This window comes from Dialister succinatiphilus YIT 11850 (genome assembly GCF_000242435.1).
Classification (GTDB): domain Bacteria; phylum Bacillota; class Negativicutes; order Veillonellales; family Dialisteraceae; genus Dialister; species Dialister succinatiphilus.
The window spans coordinates 43420-63067 of record NZ_JH591189.1 but is presented as its reverse complement, the minus strand read 5'-3'; the positions used below and the strand labels follow the sequence as shown (position 1 = coordinate 63067).

The 19648-nt window shown below is 53.2% G+C and carries 13 protein-coding genes; 4 read left to right on the top strand and 9 right to left on the bottom strand.

What is annotated here, in order from left to right; translation table 11 throughout:
• Positions 1-35: 35 nt before the first annotated feature.
• From HMPREF9453_RS09240 to HMPREF9453_RS09205, 8 genes are all read right to left on the bottom strand, one after another.
• A complete protein-coding gene (locus HMPREF9453_RS09240; RefSeq protein WP_008860292.1) occupies positions 36-1085 on the bottom strand; it encodes an asparaginase in 1050 nt (349 codons plus the stop codon).
• Between the two features lie 120 nt (positions 1086-1205).
• Positions 1206-2018, bottom strand: a complete 813-nt coding sequence (locus tag HMPREF9453_RS09235; protein WP_008860291.1) for a hypothetical protein — start codon at positions 2016-2018, stop codon at positions 1206-1208.
• Positions 2015-2782, bottom strand: coding sequence for a type 1 fimbrial protein (locus tag HMPREF9453_RS09230; protein WP_008860290.1), 768 nt, complete (start codon positions 2780-2782; stop codon positions 2015-2017). The genes HMPREF9453_RS09235 and HMPREF9453_RS09230 overlap by 4 nt, the downstream gene beginning before the upstream one ends.
• A 272-nt stretch (positions 2783-3054) precedes the next feature.
• On the bottom strand, positions 3055-4242 hold the full coding sequence (gene tuf, locus HMPREF9453_RS09225) for an elongation factor Tu (protein ID WP_008860289.1): 1188 nt from the start codon (positions 4240-4242) through the stop codon (positions 3055-3057).
• Positions 4243-4261: 19 nt separating this feature from the next.
• On the bottom strand, positions 4262-6340 hold the full coding sequence (fusA, locus tag HMPREF9453_RS09220; RefSeq protein ID WP_008860288.1) for an elongation factor G: 2079 nt from the start codon (positions 6338-6340) through the stop codon (positions 4262-4264).
• A gap of 21 nt (positions 6341-6361) precedes the next feature.
• A complete protein-coding gene (gene rpsG / locus HMPREF9453_RS09215; RefSeq protein WP_008860287.1) occupies positions 6362-6832 on the bottom strand; it encodes a 30S ribosomal protein S7 in 471 nt (156 codons plus the stop codon).
• A gap of 60 nt (positions 6833-6892) precedes the next feature.
• The gene (gene rpsL / locus HMPREF9453_RS09210) at positions 6893-7267 is read right to left on the bottom strand and encodes a 30S ribosomal protein S12 (protein WP_008860286.1); all 375 of its coding nucleotides are present in this window, start codon (positions 7265-7267) and stop codon (positions 6893-6895) included.
• A gap of 67 nt (positions 7268-7334) precedes the next feature.
• Positions 7335-7586, bottom strand: a complete 252-nt coding sequence (locus HMPREF9453_RS09205) for a L7Ae/L30e/S12e/Gadd45 family ribosomal protein (RefSeq protein WP_008860285.1) — start codon at positions 7584-7586, stop codon at positions 7335-7337.
• 298 nt (positions 7587-7884) lie between these two features.
• Here HMPREF9453_RS09205 and HMPREF9453_RS09200 point away from each other — a divergent pair, with 298 nt between their 5' ends.
• The 4 genes from HMPREF9453_RS09200 to HMPREF9453_RS09185 all read left to right on the top strand — a co-directional run bounded on the left by HMPREF9453_RS09200 (position 7885) and on the right by HMPREF9453_RS09185 (position 14738).
• Positions 7885-8439, top strand: coding sequence for an LOG family protein (locus HMPREF9453_RS09200; RefSeq protein ID WP_008860284.1), 555 nt, complete (start codon positions 7885-7887; stop codon positions 8437-8439).
• Positions 8440-8770: 331 nt separating this feature from the next.
• Complete coding sequence (locus tag HMPREF9453_RS09195) at positions 8771-13060, top strand: acyl-CoA dehydratase activase (protein WP_008860283.1); 4290 nt, start codon at positions 8771-8773, stop codon at positions 13058-13060.
• Positions 13057-13710 carry a TetR/AcrR family transcriptional regulator gene (locus HMPREF9453_RS09190; RefSeq protein ID WP_008860282.1) on the top strand — a complete coding sequence of 218 codons (654 nt, stop codon included), beginning with the start codon at positions 13057-13059 and terminating at the stop codon, positions 13708-13710. The genes HMPREF9453_RS09195 and HMPREF9453_RS09190 overlap by 4 nt, the downstream gene beginning before the upstream one ends.
• A 338-nt stretch (positions 13711-14048) precedes the next feature.
• Positions 14049-14738 carry an HAD hydrolase-like protein gene (locus HMPREF9453_RS09185; protein WP_008860281.1) on the top strand — a complete coding sequence of 230 codons (690 nt, stop codon included), beginning with the start codon at positions 14049-14051 and terminating at the stop codon, positions 14736-14738.
• A 52-nt stretch (positions 14739-14790) separates the two neighbouring features.
• Here the strand turns inward: HMPREF9453_RS09185 and HMPREF9453_RS11125 are convergent, their stop codons facing one another.
• A complete protein-coding gene (locus HMPREF9453_RS11125; protein WP_008860280.1) occupies positions 14791-19299 on the bottom strand; it encodes an EAL domain-containing protein in 4509 nt (1502 codons plus the stop codon).
• Between the last annotated feature and the right edge of the window lie 349 nt (positions 19300-19648).

Below are 19648 nucleotides of genomic sequence, written 5' to 3'. Positions count from 1 at the left end.
AGGGATGCCCGGGACGTACTGATTCATGCGCTTCTTTAATATCTATCAAAAATCTTCTGTATGTCCCTGAAGTCCCCGGTCTTTGAGAGAGAAAGCTGGAGGAGAATCCGGGCTTTCTGGGGAGACAGGGATCCGCCACGGATAAAGCCTTCTTCTTCGTAGGAGGCTTCTGCGGAAATGACAGAGCCGCTGCCGGCATGGGAGCTTCTCACCACCGGAATGCCCTGGGATGCCGCCTTGGCCAGCGCCTTTTCGTCTTCCCTGTGAATGCTGCCGTTTCCGCAGCCTGCATACACAAGGCCTTCAGCGCCGGCGGACACAGCCGCCCGCACCATGGCACCATCGGCACCGGCATGGCCGTAGATAATATACACCCGGGGAAGGCGATGGAGCCCCTTCACATCAAAAGGGGCCTCTCCTTCCGGCACATGCACCGGCAGGGCGCACCAGCAGGGATGTCCGTCATTCATATAGCCCAGGGGGCCGTCGGGGGAGCGGAAAGTATCAAGGGAAAGGGTATTTCCCTTGGTCACATTTCTGGCGGAAAAGATGGTATCATTCATCATGACCAGCACCCCTTTTCCCCGGGCGGATGGATGGGCTGCCAGACGGATGGCATTCAGCAGGTTCATGGGCCCGTCTGCGCTGACAGCGGTGGCAGGACGCATGGCCCCTGTAAGCACCAGGGGAATGGAGGGCTTCACGGTCAGCTGGAGGAACCAGGCCGTCTCTTCCATGGTATCGGTGCCATGAATCACCACAAGGCCATCGGTTTCCCCTTCCAGCTCATTGGCCCTTTCTGCCAGAGAAAACCAGATATCATCGGTCATATCCTTGCTGTCTATGGAGGATATCTCCTCTCCCGTCACCTGGGCGAAGTTTTGGGCCTCCGGCAGGCTCCCCAGTAAATCCTTTACTCCCAGGGCGCCGGCCTCATAGCCGGTGGTCGCTGTTTCGGAAGCGGCCTTCCCTGCAATGGTGCCGCCGGTAGCCAGCAGATGGACCGACGGTTTCCTCTCTGCCCTCACAGAGGAAAGGGGAACCAAAAGAAGCAGGGTAATCAGCAGAATCAGGAAAAGAATCATGGTATACCTCCTGTCATAATCTATGTCAATTATATCATTTTACTCCTGTCCCGGCAGCGCCGAAACAGGGTCAAAAAAAGGCTGTGAAGAAATGATTTACATTTTTTCACAGTCCTTTTCTTATTTCTGTATGTTCTTTTCTTCCCGCCGTTTCATAAGGGAAAGTCCTGCCTCACTGACCATATCCTTTTGACTGTCCGGCGCTGCCAGAAAGAGGAAGCGGTAGCTGTCTCCCACCTTGGAGGCAAAGCCCCGCATAAAGAGGGGAAGGAGAAAGCCGTCGGCAGAAAAAGCAGGACGGATGGAAAAGCTGTAAGTTTTGGGACTCCCTTTCAGGCTGTGAAGTTGTTCCACATGGACCATGTCCACTGTCAGGAAATTATAGGGAAGCTTTTCTCCCGTCTCCCTTCTCGCCTCATCCACTGCCTGGAGGAATACTTCATTCATGGCACTTTCCAGCTTCAGGAGGCCCATATTAAAGGCCAGCATCCGTCCGCCTGCCTCCCGGGTATGGCCCCGGGGGAGGAACATGCCGCCGAAGAATTCATCGGACTCCTTCCCTTTGAAGGTGGCTCCCAGAGCTACGGCGCCGGCAGTATAGGTCTTCCCTTTCACCGTCATCATGCCCAGGTGACGGGCTATGGCAGAGTCCCCCCGGCCCAGAGGTTCGTAATGCACGTCTTTGGGCATAGATACATGGTTCAGAAACAAGTCTCCCATTTCCGAAACCGGCACAGGGGCTGCCGCTTTGACAGAATCGGCCAAAGGCGCCGTTCCTTCTATCACCGGCCCCACCCCTGGAAAGACCGGAGCCAGAGCATTCATCTCTCCCATGGCGCCGCTGCCGGCGGCAGGAAGATCTGCCGCCATGACGCTGCCTGCTGCCATCATGAATGGAAGGGCAAGGAGCGCTGCTGTTTTCTTGATGTTCATTTCCCGGCTTCCTTCAGCGCTTTATCCAGAAGAGGCTGGAAATAGCGGCCCGATGCCTGGTCTGCAGCAAAGAGGGTATACACCGTCTTCCCTTCTCCTCTGGTAATAATTCCTTTCACGTAGAGAGGAATCATGAACCCGTTTCTGGTGAGCACTGCCTTCGCATCGGCAGTGCGGTAAGCAAGGCCTTTCTCCGACTTTCTGTCTTCCCAGGAAGAGTGGTCTTCCACCTTCACCGCACCGTGCAAAAGGGTAAGGGCCCGGTCCAGCGAGTTTTCCGATGTCCCTGCTTTTTCAGAAGATGCCGCCTTAACATCCGCTATCTTCTCCCCTTCATTCCGGTCTGCCATAGCCTCCTTCCCGTAAAGGGCCAGTTTCAACATATCGCTGTCCGAAATAGAAAGGGAGACCATCATGCCCTGATAAAAGGTATCATCGGCCTGCGCCCTCACCTGGTACACCTTTCCGGTGCGGAGGATGGACACAGCCATTTCCGAAAATTCTCTGGAGTAATCCTTGTCTTTGGGGAATACTTCGGCCCCTTCCAGCGCCGCCTCCACGGTCTTTGCCGCATTCCCTTCCAGAAGCCAGTCATGAAGCTGACTTCCAAAGAAGGACCTTTCTCCGGGATATACGGAAACAGAGGACCCCATATCCAGCACTTCTCCGCCGGACAGGGTCAGAGAATCGGCAGACACCGCCATGGTACCGGCAGCCATGGCCAGAGCAGTCATGGAAGCGGCCAGCCACTTTTTCATTTTCATATATTTTCACCTTTCCTTTAATCAATGCAGAGTTATTAAAAGTATTATAGCATTTTACAAGGGCCCGTGACTATGGCAATTCCAGAACGATGTGACAGTGGCAGGCGAGGCAGTTTCCCAAAGATGTGAAGAGCCCTAGTCCCATGCCGGGCAGGAAACCGGTGGCCAAGGGGTTACAGCAGGGATGATATGCAGCAGCCCCATGACGGACGGGAAACCTGTCAACAAAAAAAGAACTCCCATGAAGGGAGTTCTTTTAGAGTGGCAAAAGATTATTTTGCAATCTTAGCTACAACGCCTGCGCCAACGGTGCGGCCGCCTTCGCGGATAGCGAAACGCTGGCCTTCTTCCATAGCGATCGGGGTGATGAGCTTAACAGCCATTTCGACATTATCGCCAGGCATGCACATTTCGGTGCCTTCCGGCAGGGTGATGTCGCCGGTTACGTCGGTGGTTCTGAAGAAGAACTGCGGACGATAGCCGTTGAAGAACGGGGTATGACGGCCGCCTTCATCTTTGGTCAGTACATACACCTGAGCGGTGAATTCGGTGTGGGGATGAACGGTGCCCGGTTTAGCAAGTACCTGGCCGCGAACGATGTCCTTACGGTCAATGCCGCGGAGCAGGGTGCCGATGTTGTCGCCTGCCATAGCCTGGTCCAGAGTCTTTCTGAACATTTCTACGCCGGTTACAACGGTTTCGGTCGGTTTATCCTGGAGGCCGACGATTTCAGCTGCGTCGCCTACTTTAACGGTGCCGCGTTCTACTCTGCCGGTAGCAACGGTGCCACGGCCGGTGATGGTGAATACGTCTTCGACAGGCATCAGGAACGGTTTATCGGTATCGCGCTGAGGAGTTGGGATGTATTCGTCAACAGCCTTCATGAGGTCGCGGATCTTCTGTTCATCTTCTTTGTTGCCGTTAAGAGCGCCGAGAGCGGAGCCAACGATAATCGGCACATCATCGCCCGGATAGTCGTAGGAGGAGAGGAGATCTCTGATTTCCATTTCAACGAGGTCGATCAGTTCGGGATCATCGACCTGGTCAGCTTTGTTCAGGAATACTACGATAGCCGGAACGCCTACCTGTTTAGCCAGGAGGATGTGTTCACGGGTCTGGGGCATGGGGCCGTCAGCTGCGGATACAACGAGGATAGCGCCGTCCATCTGAGCTGCGCCGGTGATCATGTTCTTTACATAGTCAGCGTGCCCTGGGCAGTCAACGTGTGCATAGTGACGTTTTTCGGTTTCATATTCAACGGTGGAGGTGTTGATTGTGATACCACGAGCTCTTTCTTCCGGTGCTTTATCAATGGAAGCATAGTCGAGGAAGTTAGCTTTGCCTTCTTCAGCCAGTACTTTGGTAATAGCAGCGGTCAGGGTTGTTTTGCCGTGATCTACGTGGCCGATGGTGCCGATGTTAACATGCGGCTTTGTTCTTTCGTAATGAGCTTTTGCCATTTTGGTTTCTCCTTAAAAATTATTTATTTCCGAGTCTTTCTTCCGTAATCTTCTGGGAAATAGCCTTCGGAACTTCTTCATAGTGGTCGAATGTCATGGTGAAGGTGCCACGGCCCTGGGTGGAGCTGCGGAGAGCGGTTGCATAACCGAACATTTCAGACAGCGGAACGAAGCCTTTGATTCTGGATTCGCCGTTTTCTGTTTCCATGCCTTCGATGCGGCCACGGCGGGAGTTGAGGCCGCCGATAACGTCGCCCATGTAATCTTCCGGAACATCGACTTCTACGCTCATATATGGTTCGAGGAGGACAGGATCTGCTTTCTTGGCACCGTCTTTGAATGCCATGGAACCTGCAACTTTGAAGGCCATTTCGGAGGAGTCGACATCATGATAGGAACCGTCATATACGGTAACTTTGATATCAACCATCGGATATCCTGCTACAACGCCGTCCTGCATAGCAGCTTCGACGCCGGCCTGAATCGGGTTGATGAATTCCTTAGGAATCACGCCGCCAACGACTTCGTTTGCGAATTCAAAGCCCTTGCCTGCTTCCATCGGTTCAAGACGGAGCCAGCAGTGGCCGTACTGACCATGACCGCCGGTCTGACGAATGAATTTGCCTTCAGATTCAACAGATTTGCGGATGGTTTCACGATAAGCAACCTGAGGTTTGCCTACGGTGCAGTCTACATTGAATTCACGACGCATACGGTCGACGATGATGTCCAGATGAAGTTCGCCCATACCGGAAATGATGGTCTGGTTGGTTTCCGGATCGGTGTGTACTCTGAAGGTCGGATCTTCTTCTGCCAGTCTCTGGAGGGCGTTGCCCATCTTTTCCTGGTCAGCTTTGGTCTTCGGTTCAACAGCAACGGAAATAACGGGATCCGGGAATTCCATCTTTTCAAGGATGATCGGGTTGTCCGGGTCGCAGAGTGTATCGCCGGTGGTAACATCCTTGAAGCCTACTGCAGCGGCAATGTCGCCGGTGTAAGCTACATCGATTTCCTTACGGTGGTTAGCATGCATCAGAAGGATACGGCCTACGCGTTCTTTCTTGTCCTTGGTGGAGTTGAGAACGTAAGTGCCCTGGTGCATTTCGCCGGAATATACGCGGAAGTATGCCAGTTTGCCAACGAATGGATCTGCCATGATCTTGAATGCCAGGGCTGCCAGCGGAGCGCTGTCGGATACCGGGCGTTCTTCTTCTTCGCCGTCCAGGGAAGTACCTTTAACCGGAGGAATATCCAGCGGGGACGGGAGGTAATCAAGGACAGCATCCAGAAGCATCTGGATACCTTTGTTCTTGTATGCGGAGCCGCAGAATACGGGGAAGAGCTTGCATGCCAGTACCTGTTTACGGATGGAAGCTTTGATTTCTTCAATGGAAATGTCTTCGCCTTCCAGATACTTTTCAGCCAGTTCATCGTCGCCGTCGCAAGCAGCTTCGATAATCTTTTCACGGTATTCTTCTACCATGTCTTTCATATCATCGGAAACAGGTTCCTTATGATATTCTTTGCCGTCATCGCTGTCGTAGATTTCAGCTTCCCTGGTCAGCAGATCGATGATGCCTTTGAAGGTATCCTGTGCGCCGATTGGGAGCTGCATAGCAACAGCTTTGGCATGAAGACGGGTGTCGATGGTCTTTACTGCATGCAGGAAATCTGCACCGACTGTATCCATCTTGTTGATGAATGCAATACGGGGAACATGGTAGTGATCTGCCTGTCTCCAAACGGTTTCAGACTGGGTCTGAACGCCGTCTTTAGCACTGAATACAGCTACGGAGCCATCCAGTACGCGAAGGGAACGTTCAACTTCTACAGTGAAGTCTACGTGCCCTGGGGTATCGATGATGTTGACACGATAGCCTTTCCAGTGGCAGGTGGTAGCAGCAGATGTAATGGTAATACCGCGTTCCTGTTCCTGAGCCATCCAGTCCATGGTGGCAGCGCCATCATGAACTTCGCCGATCTTATGGTTTACACCGGTATAATACAGGATTCGTTCCGTGGTTGTTGTCTTACCTGCATCAATGTGTGCCATGATGCCGATGTTTCTTGTTTTTTCAAGCGGAAATTCTCTGCCCACGATTGTTTCTCCTTATTAAAATTACCAGCGATAATGAGCAAAAGCCTTATTGGCTTCAGCCATTTTATGAGTATCTTCTTTCTTCTTTACTGCTGCGCCCGTATTGTTGAAAGCATCCATCAGTTCTCCTGCCAGACGTTCTTCCATGGTACGTTCGCTGCGCTGGCGGGCATAGTTGACCATCCAGCGGATACCCAGAGTCAGACGACGGTCTGCTCTGACTTCAACCGGCACCTGGTAGTTGGCGCCGCCTACACGGCGGGCACGTACTTCCAGAACCGGCATAACATTATTGAGAGCCTGTTCGAAAATTTCGATTGGTTCTTTGTTCAGCTTGCTGTGGCAGATGTCAAATGCGCCATAAACGATTTTTTCAGCGACACCCTTTTTGCCATCCAGCATAACCTTGTTGATGAAACGGGTTACTGTCTTATTTCCATACACGGGATCCGGCAGCACGTCACGTTTCGGAACAGCACCTTTTCTCGGCATTGTTAATTTCCTCCTTAAAACGTTCTTTGTTAGTCACATTAGTTAATGAATACGAATGAATTATTTCTTTTCGCGCTTAGCGCCGTATTTGGAACGGCCCTGCTGACGACCGGATACACCTACGGTATCGAGTGCGCCGCGGATAATGTGGTAACGAACGCCTGGAAGATCCTTAACACGGCCGCCTCTGATGAGGACGACGGAGTGTTCCTGCAGGTTATGGCCTTCACCAGGAATGTAAGCAGAAACTTCGATTCCGTTGGTCAGGCGTACACGGGCTACTTTACGAAGAGCAGAGTTCGGCTTCTTCGGGGTAGCTGTGTAAACTCTGGTGCAGACACCACGTTTCTGTGGGGACTGTTTCAGAGCCGGGGTCTTCGCTTTGGTAGCCAGAGTCTGGCGGCCTTTACGAACCAGCTGATTAATTGTCGGCAAAATGGGCACCTCCTTTCTTCAAAAGTAAATTTATAATTGATCCTCCAGGGCATAGCCCCGAAAGATATTACCGGGATGTAAGAAGAGCAGCGGATGCGGCTTTTACTTTGATACCGCAGGCACGGCCTATTTCTTTTTTAGTGAATCCCTGTTCCACAGGAATTCCTGACGACTGGCAGGCTTCCATGAGGGGACGTGAAATTCTTTCATCGCAGTCCGAGGCGATAAAAACACATGCCGCTTCCTGCTTCTCAATAGCCCGCTCAGTTTCTTTCATTCCGACTACAAATGTGCCGGATTTCAATTCTTCCAGTGTCATTCATTCTCACCTGCTTTGCAGCACACTAAATCCACGCAACATTGGAATTATATCATTACCAGCCTTCCATGTCAAACTTTTTATTGGCTTTTTTCTCCGTATTTATGCATAACTTTTTTACCACGGTTCCTGGCGTACCATTTGCTTCAAAAAGAGCCTTTTCTGCCCGGCAGATGCCCTCCAGGTCCGGAAAGCAGAAGCTTTCTCAAAAAGAGGATTTCCCTTCCTTTCCCTTTATCTATGATACAATAAATAACAGCTCTATTCCCTATGATTTGTGTAAAAAGAAGGAAAAGCCATGACTACTTATAAAAATATTACTGTCTACTGCGGTTCCCACTTTGGAAATGATGGTGCCTTCGCTTCCCTGGCAGCGCGGCTGGGAGAGGCGCTGGGGAAAGGGGGCTTCCACATGATTTACGGCGGCGGCACCGTGGGCCTCATGGGCCTTGCGGCAGATGCCGCCATGGCTGCCGGCGGCCGGGTCACCGGCATTATCCCCCGGGTATTCATCGAAAAGGAACAGGCCCACCGGGGTATCACAGAGCTTCTGGAAGTACCGGACATGGTCACCAGAAAGCAGACGCTCATCGAATCCGGCGACGCCTTCATCGTCCTTCCCGGCGGCATAGGCACGCTGGAAGAACTGGCCGACACCTTCAGCCACTACCGCATCTATGCCGCCCCGGGGAGCCGCCCGCCTATCCTTATTGCCAATATAGATGGAATATATGACCCGCTGAAAGTTCTCTTCCAAAACTGGCTCGCCCTTGGATTCATCGAAAAGGAAGACCTTTCCTCCATCCATTTCTGTTCTTCCCTGGAAGAAATCATGAAAATCCTGGAAAAATGATTTCTCTGCGAAATCGATACATAAGATCCATATATTATAAGAAGGCCCGGGCTTTTCCCCGGGCCTTCTTAGGCTGTCTCTTCTGCGGACCCCTATTTTCATAGCCATCTATGCAGTTATCTATGAATTTAATCAAAATCATATGCAAATATGTATCACTTCAAACGGTTGTTTTAAAGTTCCATGATTGTAGGATTTATCGAAGAGTGCTAAAATATAATCGAACAAGTCAATCATATGATTATAAACAACAGTATGTATTTTGTAACAGGATGTTTTTCATTGATTTTTAATGGCCAGTGGCACAGCCGCAGGCTTGGGAGGTTATTTCATGAAACCAGTCATTCACGTAGGAATCGATGTGGGCTCCACCACAGTGAAGGTGGCTGCTTTATCGCCTTACCTGAAGCTTCTTTTCGGGCGGTACCAGCGCCATATGTCTGATATCCGAAGCGCTACCATGTCTCTTCTGAAAGAACTGCAGGAGAAATTTTCGGGCTATCGCATCACCGCTTCTATTTCCGGCAGCGGCGGCATGGGGCTGGCCAAACTGATGGGTCTCCCCTTCTGCCAGGAAATTCTGGCGGAAACGAAAGCGGTGGAGACTTTCCACCCCGACACCGATGTGATTATCGAGCTGGGCGGGGAAGATGAGAAAATCACCTATCTTCGGAACGGCGTAGATCAGCGGATGAACGGCGCCTGCGCCGGCGGCACCGGTGCCTTTATCGACCGCATGGCCTCCCTCCTTTCTGTGGATGCAGCAGGCCTGGGACAGCTGGCCGCCAAAGCCGGCCGGATTTACCCCATTGCTTCCCGCTGCGGCGTATTTGCCAAAACCGATATCCAGGCCCTTTTGAATGAAGGGGTTTCCCATGAGGATATTGCCCTTTCCGTTTTCCAGTCCGTAGTGAACCAGACTATTTCCGGTCTCACCTGCGGCCGTCCGGTTCACGGCAAAGTAGCTTTTCTTGGAGGGCCTCTGACTTTCCAGCCCATGCTGCGGCAGCGTTTCCAGAAGACTTTGGACATTGCCGATGAAGATATGATCGTACCGGAGCATGGGGAGCTCTATGTAGCCATGGGCGCCGCCCTGTCCGGCCGTCATGACCGCCCCATGGACCTGGACAGCTGGCTGGCCAAAGTGGAAGAGGCCAAAGACGTAGACCTGGGCACTTCCAAAACCCTGCCGCCCCTTTTTGCCAGCGAAGAGGAATACCGGGAATTCACAGAGCGGCACAGCCGCTTCCATGCACCCCGGGGCGATATTTCAAAAGCCAAAGGGTCCCTGTGGCTTGGCATCGACGCCGGTTCCACCACCATCAAGGCCGTACTTCTGGATAAGGAAGGCCGCATTCTCTACGAATATTACAGCAGCAACAAAGGCACGCCCCTGGCCGGTGCCAGAAAGATTCTTTCCGACCTCTACAGCAAGCTGCCCAAGGGAGCTGTCATTGCCGGTGCCGGTGTGACCGGCTACGGCGAAGAGCTCATTAAGCGGGCTCTCCAGGCGGATGTGGGCGAAGTGGAAACCATGGCCCACTACCGGGGTGCCCGGCATTTCCTTCCCGACGTCACCACCATTCTGGATATCGGCGGCCAGGACATGAAATGCTGCCGCATCAAGGACGGCGCCGTGGATGATATCCTTTTGAACGAAGCCTGCTCTTCCGGCTGCGGCTCCTTCCTGGACACCTTCGCCCAGTCCCTGGGCATGGACATCAAAGAGTTCTCCCGCATTGCCCTCAAAGCTCCCCATCCGGTGGACCTGGGCTCCCGCTGCACCGTATTCATGAACTCCCGGGTACGGGAAGCCCAGAAAAACGGTGTATCTGTAGCTGATATTTCCGCCGGCCTTTCCTACTCGGTCATCAAAAATGCCCTCTACAAGGTGATCCGCCTCAGGAAGGCATCGGACCTGGGAAATAAAATCGTCGTGCAGGGCGGCACCTTCTATAATGATGCCGTGCTCCGGGCACTTGAAAAGCTCCTTGGCTGCCATGTGATCCGTCCCGATGTAGCCGGTCTCATGGGCGCCTACGGCATTGCCCTCATTACGAAGGACTCCTGCCCCGAAGGCCATGTGTCTTCTCTGGTTACACCGGAAGAACTCAAAACCCTGTCCTATACCAATGAAATGAAACGCTGCCCCGGCTGCGGCAATCACTGCATGATTACCTTGACCCGCTTCAACGACGGCCGCGCCTTTGTTTCCGGCAACCGCTGCGAAAGAGGCGCTGCCATCATGCTCACCGGCAAGACGGCGCCCCACTCCACCCTGCCCAATATTTACCGCTGGAAATACGATAAGATCTGGCACCGCCGCCCTCTGTCCCCCAGGGACGCCAAGAGAGGCACCGTAGGCATTCCCCGCACCATGAACATGTACGAGGACTATCCCTTCTGGCATGCCTTCTTCACCAAACTGGGCTACCGGGTCCTCCTTTCCAGTGAACAGCTCCGGGACATTCCTACGGAAGCCATGGAAACCATTCCATCCTACTCCGAATGCTTCCCGGCCAAGCTGGCCCATGCCCATGTGTACGACCTGGCCAGGAAACACGTAGACTTCATCTGGTACCCCTGCATCGACAAGGGACCTGACGAAGGCAGCACCAACAGCTACAACTGCCCCATGGTGGCCTCCTATCCGGAAAATATCCAGGCCAATATGGACGAAGTGCTCTCCCGGTACAAAGCTAAATTCTACCACCCCTTCCTGCCCCTTCATTCCAAAGCCATCTTCGGCAGGCTGAAGAAATTCTTCAAGCCCTTAGGCATTCCGGGCAGTGACATCGAATCTGCCATTTACGCCGGACAGGCGGCAGAAGAAGAATACCGCCAGGACCTGTACAGGGAAACGAAACGGATTCTGGAAGAAATCAAAGAAAAGCACCTCATCGGCATCGTACTGGCCGGCCGTCCCTACCATGTGGATCCCACAGTGAACCACTCCATTCCCGACCTCATCAACCAGCTGGGCATGGCCGTGCTTTCAGAAGACGGCGTATCCATGGTGGGCGGCCAGTTCCCCACCCTCCGGGTCATGAACCAGTGGACCTGGCACAGCCGTCTGTATAAAGCAGCGGACTACGTCACCCGCCACAGCAATCTGGAGCTGGTGGAGCTCAACTCCTTCGGCTGCGGCCTGGACGCCGTAGTCACCGACCAGGTACAGGAAATCATGAACAAGAGGGACCGCCTCTACACCTGCCTCAAGATCGACCAGAGTCTGAACCTGGGTGCCGTCCGCATCCGCCTTCGCTCTCTGAAATCCGCCATCAAGGAAAGGGTGGAAGAAAACACAAAGGCTGAACCCATTCTCTATCCGAAATCCGCCTTCACCGAAGACATGAAGAAAGACTTCACCATTCTGGTGCCGGAAATGTCTCCTATCCATTTCCCTCTCATCGAAGCAGCTGCCAGAAGCGGCGGCTACCATGTAAAGGTACTGCCGCCGGTGCGGGCTGACATTGACGAAGGCCTTTCCTGCGTGAACAACGACGCCTGCTACCCTGCCATCATTACCATCGGCTCCCTCATGAGAGCTCTGAAATCAGGGGAATACGACCTGAACCGCACAGCCGTCATGATGTCCCAGACCGGCGGCATGTGCCGCGCCTCCAACTACATCGGCTTCATCCACAAAGCCCTGGACGAAGAAGGGCTGTCCCAGATACCGGTGATTTCCCTCAATACCCACGGCTTTGAACCCCAGCCGGGCTTCAAATTCACGCCGGGCCTGGGAATCAAACTCATCCAGGCCGTGGTGTACGGCGACGCCCTGCAGCAGTGCCTCTACCGCACCCGCCCCTACGAAAAGGAACCGGGCAGCGCGGAGACTCTCTACCGGTCCTGGCAGAAAAAGGCGGCTGCCGCCATTCTGAAAGGCGAATCTTACCATCAGTACAAGAAAAACATTGCCTCCATCATCAAAGACTTCGACCGTCTGCCCCTTGCCGACGTGCCCCGCCGTCCCCGCATCGGCATTGTAGGTGAAATCTATGTAAAATTCAGCCCCATTGCCAGCAATGACATCGTCCACGCCATCGAGGCTAACGGCGGCGAAGCGGAAACAAGCGGCATGCTGGACTTCTTCCTCTACGGCTCCCTGGACAGCCATTTCCAAAGAAAAGAAATGGACGGCACCTTCAAGGATGACCTGAAAGGCACCTTCACCCGCTACCTCATCGAATGGTACAGAAAGCCCCTGGAAAAAGCGCTGAAAAACTCCAAACGTTTCCATGAAATCACCAGCATCGGCAAGCTGGCCAAGAGAGCCTCCCAGTACCTCTCCCTGGGCAACCGGGCCGGTGAAGGCTGGTTCCTCACCGCCGACATGATCGACCTTCTCTACCATGAATGCCGTGGCGTGGTATGCCTCCAGCCCTTTGCCTGCCTGCCCAACCACATTACCGGGGAAGGCATGATTCACAAACTCCACAGCGCCTATCCGGAAGCCGTATTCCTGGCCCTGGACTGCGATGCCAGCGCCAGCGAAGTGAACCAGGCCAACCGCCTCAAGCTGATGATGAACGCATTGACAGAAAAGAAAGAAACACCGGACGATCTGTCCTTTGTAAGAAAGACCATGAACATCAGAAAGGGTACCACATTATGAGTGCAAGAAAATTAACAGGAAAAGGTGAAAAAGTCCGCGAAAAAATGATTGCCACCACGGTGCACATCCTGCAGCAGCAGGGCTTCAAAAAAGCCACCGTCCGTACCATTGCCAGAGAAGCCAATGTAAACATTGCCTCTGTGCGCTATTACTTCGGCTCCAAGGAAGAACTCATCGGCTGCGCTCTGGAATACATGATGGGCAATCTGGAAAATATCGTTTCCTACCTGGATGACACCCGCCTCCCCGCCAGGGAACGGATGAAAAAATACATCCTCGCCTATTTCCACCTGGCCCGCCAGCACCCTGCCCTGTTCCGTTCCATTTCCAATCCCTCCAGCGAAGACGCCAAGGACACCTATTTCATTTACCTCTCCCTCCTCCACAGCCAGTGCTGGGAGAAGGTGATCCGCAATGTGGCGGAAATTACAGGCTATACCAATGAAAAGGACCTGGAGCTGAAGGCCATGCAGATTTTCTCGGCTGTGGAATTTCCCATCATTCTGGAAAGCAACCGCAGCAACTCCTTCATCTCCGGCTATACCGACGCCGACACCCTGGACCGCTACGTAGACATCCTTCTGGGCACTTTGGATGAAAAGAAAGAAACCAATCAGTATTTGAAGGAAATCCTCCAGGGCGCCAAGTAAAAGGGCCTGCTTTGCAGGCCCGGGTTCAAAGGGTTCCGCGCCGCCCGGCGCGGAAGGGTTGACGGGGCTTTGCCCCGAAGGTTCTTAAGGTTCTAAAGTTTGACGGGCCTTGGGCCCGAGGGTTCTGGAGGCCGCTGCGCGGCAATCTTATAGGGCCCGCTTTGCGGCCCCCCTTGGTGCTTTACGGCACCACCTTTCCCCCGCTTCGCGGTGGCACTATGGACACTAAGCATAGTTTCATATATTCAAGGCAGTCGGCGGCAAGCGGACAGTGGGACAGGCTCCCCTGTCCCACCAGCCCACTAGCTCACTAGCTCACTATATCCAGAAAGGACCTTATGAAATCCTATCCTGTTTTTCTCTTCGACCTGGACGGTACCATTTCCGAATCCGCTCCAGGCATTGTGAAGGCCGTGCAGTACGGCCTTTCTTTTGTAGGCATCCATGAAACAGACCCAGAAAAGCTGAAAACCTTTATCGGGCCGCCTCTTAATGTACAGATGAAAAAGCTCTATCATATGAGTGACGAAGACATTGTGACGGCAGTCACCCATTTCCGGGAGCTCTATGAAACGAAGGGCATCCTGGACTGCCGGCCCTATCCGGGACTGGCGCCCTTTTTAAAGGAGGCAGTGGACCGCGGCCATACCCTGGCCGTGGCTTCCAGCAAGCCCGAGCCCTTTGTAAAGGAAATCATAGCCCACTTCGGTTTTGCCCCCTATTTTTCCGTCATCTGCGGCAGTGATATAGGCGATGAGCTGAAGAAAAGGGGCACCCGGGACCAGAAGGCCCGGATTATACGGAAAGCCCTGTCCCTGCTGGAGAAAAAAGGGTTCTCCCCTGCCTTTCTTGCCGCCCATACGGTGATGATCGGCGATACCTTCTACGACATAGAGGGAGCCAGGGAAAACCATTTACCGGCCATCGGCGTTTCCTACGGCTACGGCAGCCGGGAAGAGCTGGAAAGGGCCGGCGCTGATGCCATCGTTTCTTCTCCCAAAGAGCTCTCTTCCCTGCTTCTTTCTTAAAAAAAGACCTGTCAGAAAATGATTTCCATTTCCTGACAGGTCTTTTTTGATTTCATGAAAGGCTGTCTTCCCGTCCCTCATGGGAACGCCGTTTTTCGCTGTACATGCGATGTTCCGCGTCCCGCATGCCCCGCACCAGCGAAGACGCATGGGGAATCCACTTTCCGCCTACCGCCACATGAATGGATCGGCATTTTGCCGCTTTCCGGAAGTTCTCTATCGTTTTTTCGAAACTGTCTTCGTCCGCCCCATCCAGAAAGGCCACAAATTCATCACCGCCCAGCCGGTAAATATCCTGGGGCGGGCATACGGATTTCATCAGGGCCGACATGTCCCGGAGACGGCTGTCTCCCACGCTGTGGCCATAGGTATCGTTTGTCCATTTCAGGTTGTTCAGGTCCACGTAGATAATGCCCAGGGAACGGTCCTCTGCCTTCAGGGACGAAAGGCGCCGATTCATGGCGTTTCTGTTATGAACGCCGATGAGGATATCGTTTTCGCTGAGATAGCGAAGCCTGTCCATAAGGTCATGGATATCCTTTTTCCAGGACAGGTACACCGCCATATTTTCCAGCAGGTACTTCATGTCCGCCGCATCCGATTCCTTATAGTTATCCACGCCCAGATAGCCGGAGAGGTTATGGTCATGGTACATGGGCGCTTCCATAAGGGAGTGGATATGCTGCTTTTTCAGGCAGTCATAGGTAATGGCGTCCGTCTGGCGGATAGCTTCAATGTCTGGAATCACCACGCTGCTGTTTGTCCTCAGGTACCGGTCCCATACACCCACATATTCTTCGTAGTTCAGGTCCTGGAGCTCTCCCATTTCCGAAGTGACCCCTTCCCTGCACCACTCAAAGGTATTGGAAATCCGATTGCCCTGTTTTTCAAATATATACACCCTGTCACAGGAAAGGAATTGCCCTATTTCCCGAAGCACCCGGTTCACCGATGCTTCATAGTCCGAAGCCGTCATGAGCATGCGGGTGAGGCGGAGGATCTGGTGTTCTGTAGACTGGTGTACCGGCTGGTCTTTCGTTTTCCCGCCGCTGCCCAGCAGCATGAGGACACAGCTGCCCCGCCAGGGCCCCGGCGCTATGATGTAGCGTACAGTCTTTCCAAGCTGAGGTACGTATTTTTCTCCGTAAAGGGTATGCTTTTCATAGGCTGCTTCATAGGCCTTCTGGCCCCAGCTGTAGTTTTCCTGGTTCAAAAGGGCAGTCAGATGGCGGCTCAGCTCCTCATTTTCCTTAAGACCCAGGGCTTTGCCATAGGCATCGTTATGGTAGCGGCAGATGATTTGGGATATGCCTCCATCTTCCCCCATCGGTGTATCCAGCAGGGCATAAGGAATCGGCAGGGCATCGAAGAGAGCTTCCCTGTCCAGCCAGCGATCCATCTTATCCCTGTATCCGTCGTCACTATCCCGCATCATGCCCACAGCCTCCCTTAAGAGGCGGCCGGTGGTAATCCCGTCGGAGCCGTAGGTGATGATGATTTCCGCTGTCACTGTGCAGCTGCTGCCTCCCACCTCGTGGATATCGGCGATGGCCTGCCGAAGTTTCCGGCACAGGAATGTCACTTCCGTCTGGTCTTCATAGTAGAAGAGGATGACAAAACCGGCACCGTCCAGTCGGCCCACGGTGCCTCTGGTACCCATGATATGGCGGATTTTGCCGGCTGCTGCCTTTAAGAGGCCGTTGGCTGTCTTTTCTCCGTAACTGTGAAGGATCCGCCGGTACTGAGGGATGGTCAGGAAAAGCATGGCATAATCGCTGCCAAAGTTCCGGTACGCCTCCTGGCAGCCGATGAGGGATTCGATGACGCCCCGGCTGTTCATGACGCCGGTGACCCGGTCGGTGACCATGACGGGCTGGCGGCCCGTTTCCTTTTCCATCTGCTCTGCATCTTCAAACCAGCCCAGAGTGCCTATGATTTCCCCGTCCCGGTAAACAGGCACCTTGCCATAAACGATGCTCTTCACCACCCCTTTCACAATAATGTCCATAGGCCGGTTCATGACCGCCGCGCCGGAAAAGACACGGCTTTCCAATTTTCTCGCCCCATGGTCATCCATGAGCCATCCCATGTCTGAAGAGGTCTTTCCCTTCATGGCGCTGATGGAAGGAAGTCCGGTATAGAGGAGGAAATTCCTGCTGGCCCCCTGGTAGCGTCCTTCCCGGTCTTTCCAGAAATAGGCCCGCCTGCTTCCGTGAATGAGCGAATTCCACAGCTCCTCAACCGAAAACATCCCCTGTTCCCTGTTTTCCAATGGAAGAGAAAGGCCTTCCGGAAAATCAGACCTGTTTCCGGAAATCCGATGAATACAGTGGAGCACCTGACTATAATTGGTCCGGGGAATGGGAATCAGGGTGTGAATCATCCACATAAACCGTCCCTTTTCCACCCGGGTGCGGAAAAAGCCGGAAAGGAATCCGGTGCCTGCCTTCTGGATCCGTTTTTCCAAGGTATCCATATCCATGAAGGCCATGTATCTTTCATAATCATCGGCATAAATGTTGCGGAGTCCATAATTTCTGATACAGTTTCCGGCATGAGGGATTTTTTCATGCTCCGACCAGTCGCCGTCGCTGACAGCCATGGGCTCCAGGGTATCCTTATCCCGGTCCAGCAGGGAAATATCGTCATATACGGCATACACATTATGGAGTACATGGTATACCCGCTTCTCTTCCTCGTGGGTCATGCTTCCGGTAATATTGGATATCCTGATTTTGATGCAGGCTCTGCCGTTGCACTGGGCGATGCAGCGCCCCACAGCCTTTATGAACTGGTCATGGATAAGATAGACAAGCTCATGCACCTTTTCGTCGGCGGTGCATTTATCCAGATATTTCCGAAAAATGGAAGAAAGCTCCAAGGTGGGATCATTGATATAGCGCTCCGCCTCCCTCACGTCATGGTCCCCCAGGGTGCGAATCATGTCAACATAGGCACTGTTGGCAAAAAGGTATCGAACGGCGCGTCCATCATATTCCAGAAGAGTCAGGGTCTCATCGGTCTGGAAATTGACCATACCGATGGTATCGTAGTAAGCCTTCCAGGCCCGGGTTTCAACCTTCAGCCCTTCCCGCATGCAGTGGTCAAGGCTTTCCTCATAGGGCATGGGCTTTCCGAAAAAATAGCCCTGCACCTTTTCGCAGCCGCTGTTCTTCAGAAATTCAAACTGCTCCTTTGTTTCCACCCCTTCTGCCAGACTGCGGGTACCGATGCTCTTATCCATGGAAATGATGGAACTGATAATCTTTCGGGCCCTTTCGCTGGAGCTTCCCAGAAAGGCCATATCGATTTTCAGCACATCAAAGAAATACCCCTTCAACAGATTTAAAGAGGAGTAGCCGCTTCCGAAATCATCCATCCAGATTTCATAGCCCGCCTTCCGAAACCGCTGAAGCCCCTGCCGGATGCGAGAATCCATGGCGTTAAGCAGTCTTTCCGTGATTTCGATATGAATCATGTCACGGGGCACATTGTACTCCAGCACCCGGTTCTCCACTTCCTGGAAAATATCACACTGCAGGAAGTCCAGACGGGACAGGTTCACCGACACCGGCACCACCGGACGGCCCTCGGCCATGCAGCGGGAAAAATTTTCGCATACCTGCCGGATGATTTCCAGATCCAGCTTATGAATCTGCCGGCTCTCTTCCAGGGCGGAAATGAAATCCACCGGCTGAAGGAACCCCTTCTCCGGATCCTCCCACCGGGCCAGAGCCTCCATACCGCAGAGAGCGCCGGACACAGTGCGCACGATGGGCTGGTAATAGGCCTTGATGTATCCCTTTTCCACCGCTTCATCCATATGACGGGATACATAATCCTTAAGCTCCACCTTCCTGTCCAGAGCCGCCGTGTAGTAAGCCATGAACCGGTCGCCGCTGTCATGGATGCTGTCGCAGGCAATCTTGACCCTGGTCACCGCCAGATTGGGGTCTGCGCCCCAGCGGCCCAGCTGGTAAATGCCTGCCTTGCAGTCCACCTTGGCAGAAGGGCGAAGAGCCAAGATGCGGCTGTGGGCCTCCCGGATTTTATCCTCCACGCCGGAGCTGTCTGCCAGCACCATGAAATGATCCACATCAAAGCGGGAAATGAAATACCCTGGAAAGACCTCTTTCAGGCAGTTTCCGATCTGACGAAGAAAAGCGTCCCCCTCCGGTATGCCGTAGGTCACATTGAAAAACTTGAAATGGACAATGTCAAAAAATAAAAGGGCATACTTTTCGGGATGGCCGCTTTCCTTCACCACCTTCTCAGAATCCGCCAGAAACTGCCGCATCCCGGGGAATCCGGTAATATGGTCCTTTTCATACACCGGTAGTTCTTCATTCACCGCCGTCACAAAGACAAAAACCAGGTCTTTTTCCTCTTCCCTCTCTCCCCGGCAGCCCTGCATATCCACCTGCCTCTGGCTTCCGTCCCCGAGAGCCACCGTGGTAACCAGGTGGAACCGCCGGCCGGGAGCCTTCATCTGCCTTTCCATGTCCTTCTCCACCAGAACTGCGTTCTCCTTCAGAAGCCCTGAAAGCTTTCCGCCAGTCAAAGCGACAAAGTCCTTTTCATCACGGCAGCCAAGGATGCGCTGCAGTTTCTGATTTCCAAACTCAAACTTCGCAGGTAAAAATCCCCTGCACCCCTTGAAAGTCCAGGCTTTGTAAACAGAAAAATAGCATGAGTCTTGCCAGTTTGGTATAATTATGTTGGCTCAAAAACATACCAAGCACCGGAGGCTCATGCTATGAAAAGTATATCACAAACCACCCAGCAGATGGAATCCATCTCGAAGAAAACTTCGGCGTTCTTCCGTCGTTATCATGTCGGCCAGATTCTGCGCGCGGCCAACGCTTGCAAGCTCAAAGGATTTTCCTCCATTCTCGTTTTCCTCGTGCTCG

Bases quoted from the DNA above. Each gene is read 5' to 3' on its own strand.
- HMPREF9453_RS09240 (WP_008860292.1), bottom strand. From the start codon at position 1,085: ATGATTCTTTTCCTGATTCTGCTGATTACCCTGCTTCTTTTGGTTCCC.
- HMPREF9453_RS09235 (WP_008860291.1), bottom strand. From the start codon at position 2,018: ATGAACATCAAGAAAACAGCAGCGCTCCTTGCCCTTCCATTCATGATG.
- HMPREF9453_RS09230 (WP_008860290.1), bottom strand. From the start codon at position 2,782: ATGAAAATGAAAAAGTGGCTGGCCGCTTCCATGACTGCTCTGGCCATG.
- tuf (WP_008860289.1), bottom strand. From the start codon at position 4,242: ATGGCAAAAGCTCATTACGAAAGAACAAAGCCGCATGTTAACATCGGC.
- rpsG (WP_008860287.1), bottom strand. From the start codon at position 6,832: ATGCCGAGAAAAGGTGCTGTTCCGAAACGTGACGTGCTGCCGGATCCC.
- HMPREF9453_RS09205 (WP_008860285.1), bottom strand. From the start codon at position 7,586: ATGACACTGGAAGAATTGAAATCCGGCACATTTGTAGTCGGAATGAAA.
- HMPREF9453_RS09200 (WP_008860284.1), top strand. From the start codon at position 7,885: ATGACTACTTATAAAAATATTACTGTCTACTGCGGTTCCCACTTTGGA.
- HMPREF9453_RS09195 (WP_008860283.1), top strand. From the start codon at position 8,771: ATGAAACCAGTCATTCACGTAGGAATCGATGTGGGCTCCACCACAGTG.
- HMPREF9453_RS09190 (WP_008860282.1), top strand. From the start codon at position 13,057: ATGAGTGCAAGAAAATTAACAGGAAAAGGTGAAAAAGTCCGCGAAAAA.
- HMPREF9453_RS09185 (WP_008860281.1), top strand. From the start codon at position 14,049: ATGAAATCCTATCCTGTTTTTCTCTTCGACCTGGACGGTACCATTTCC.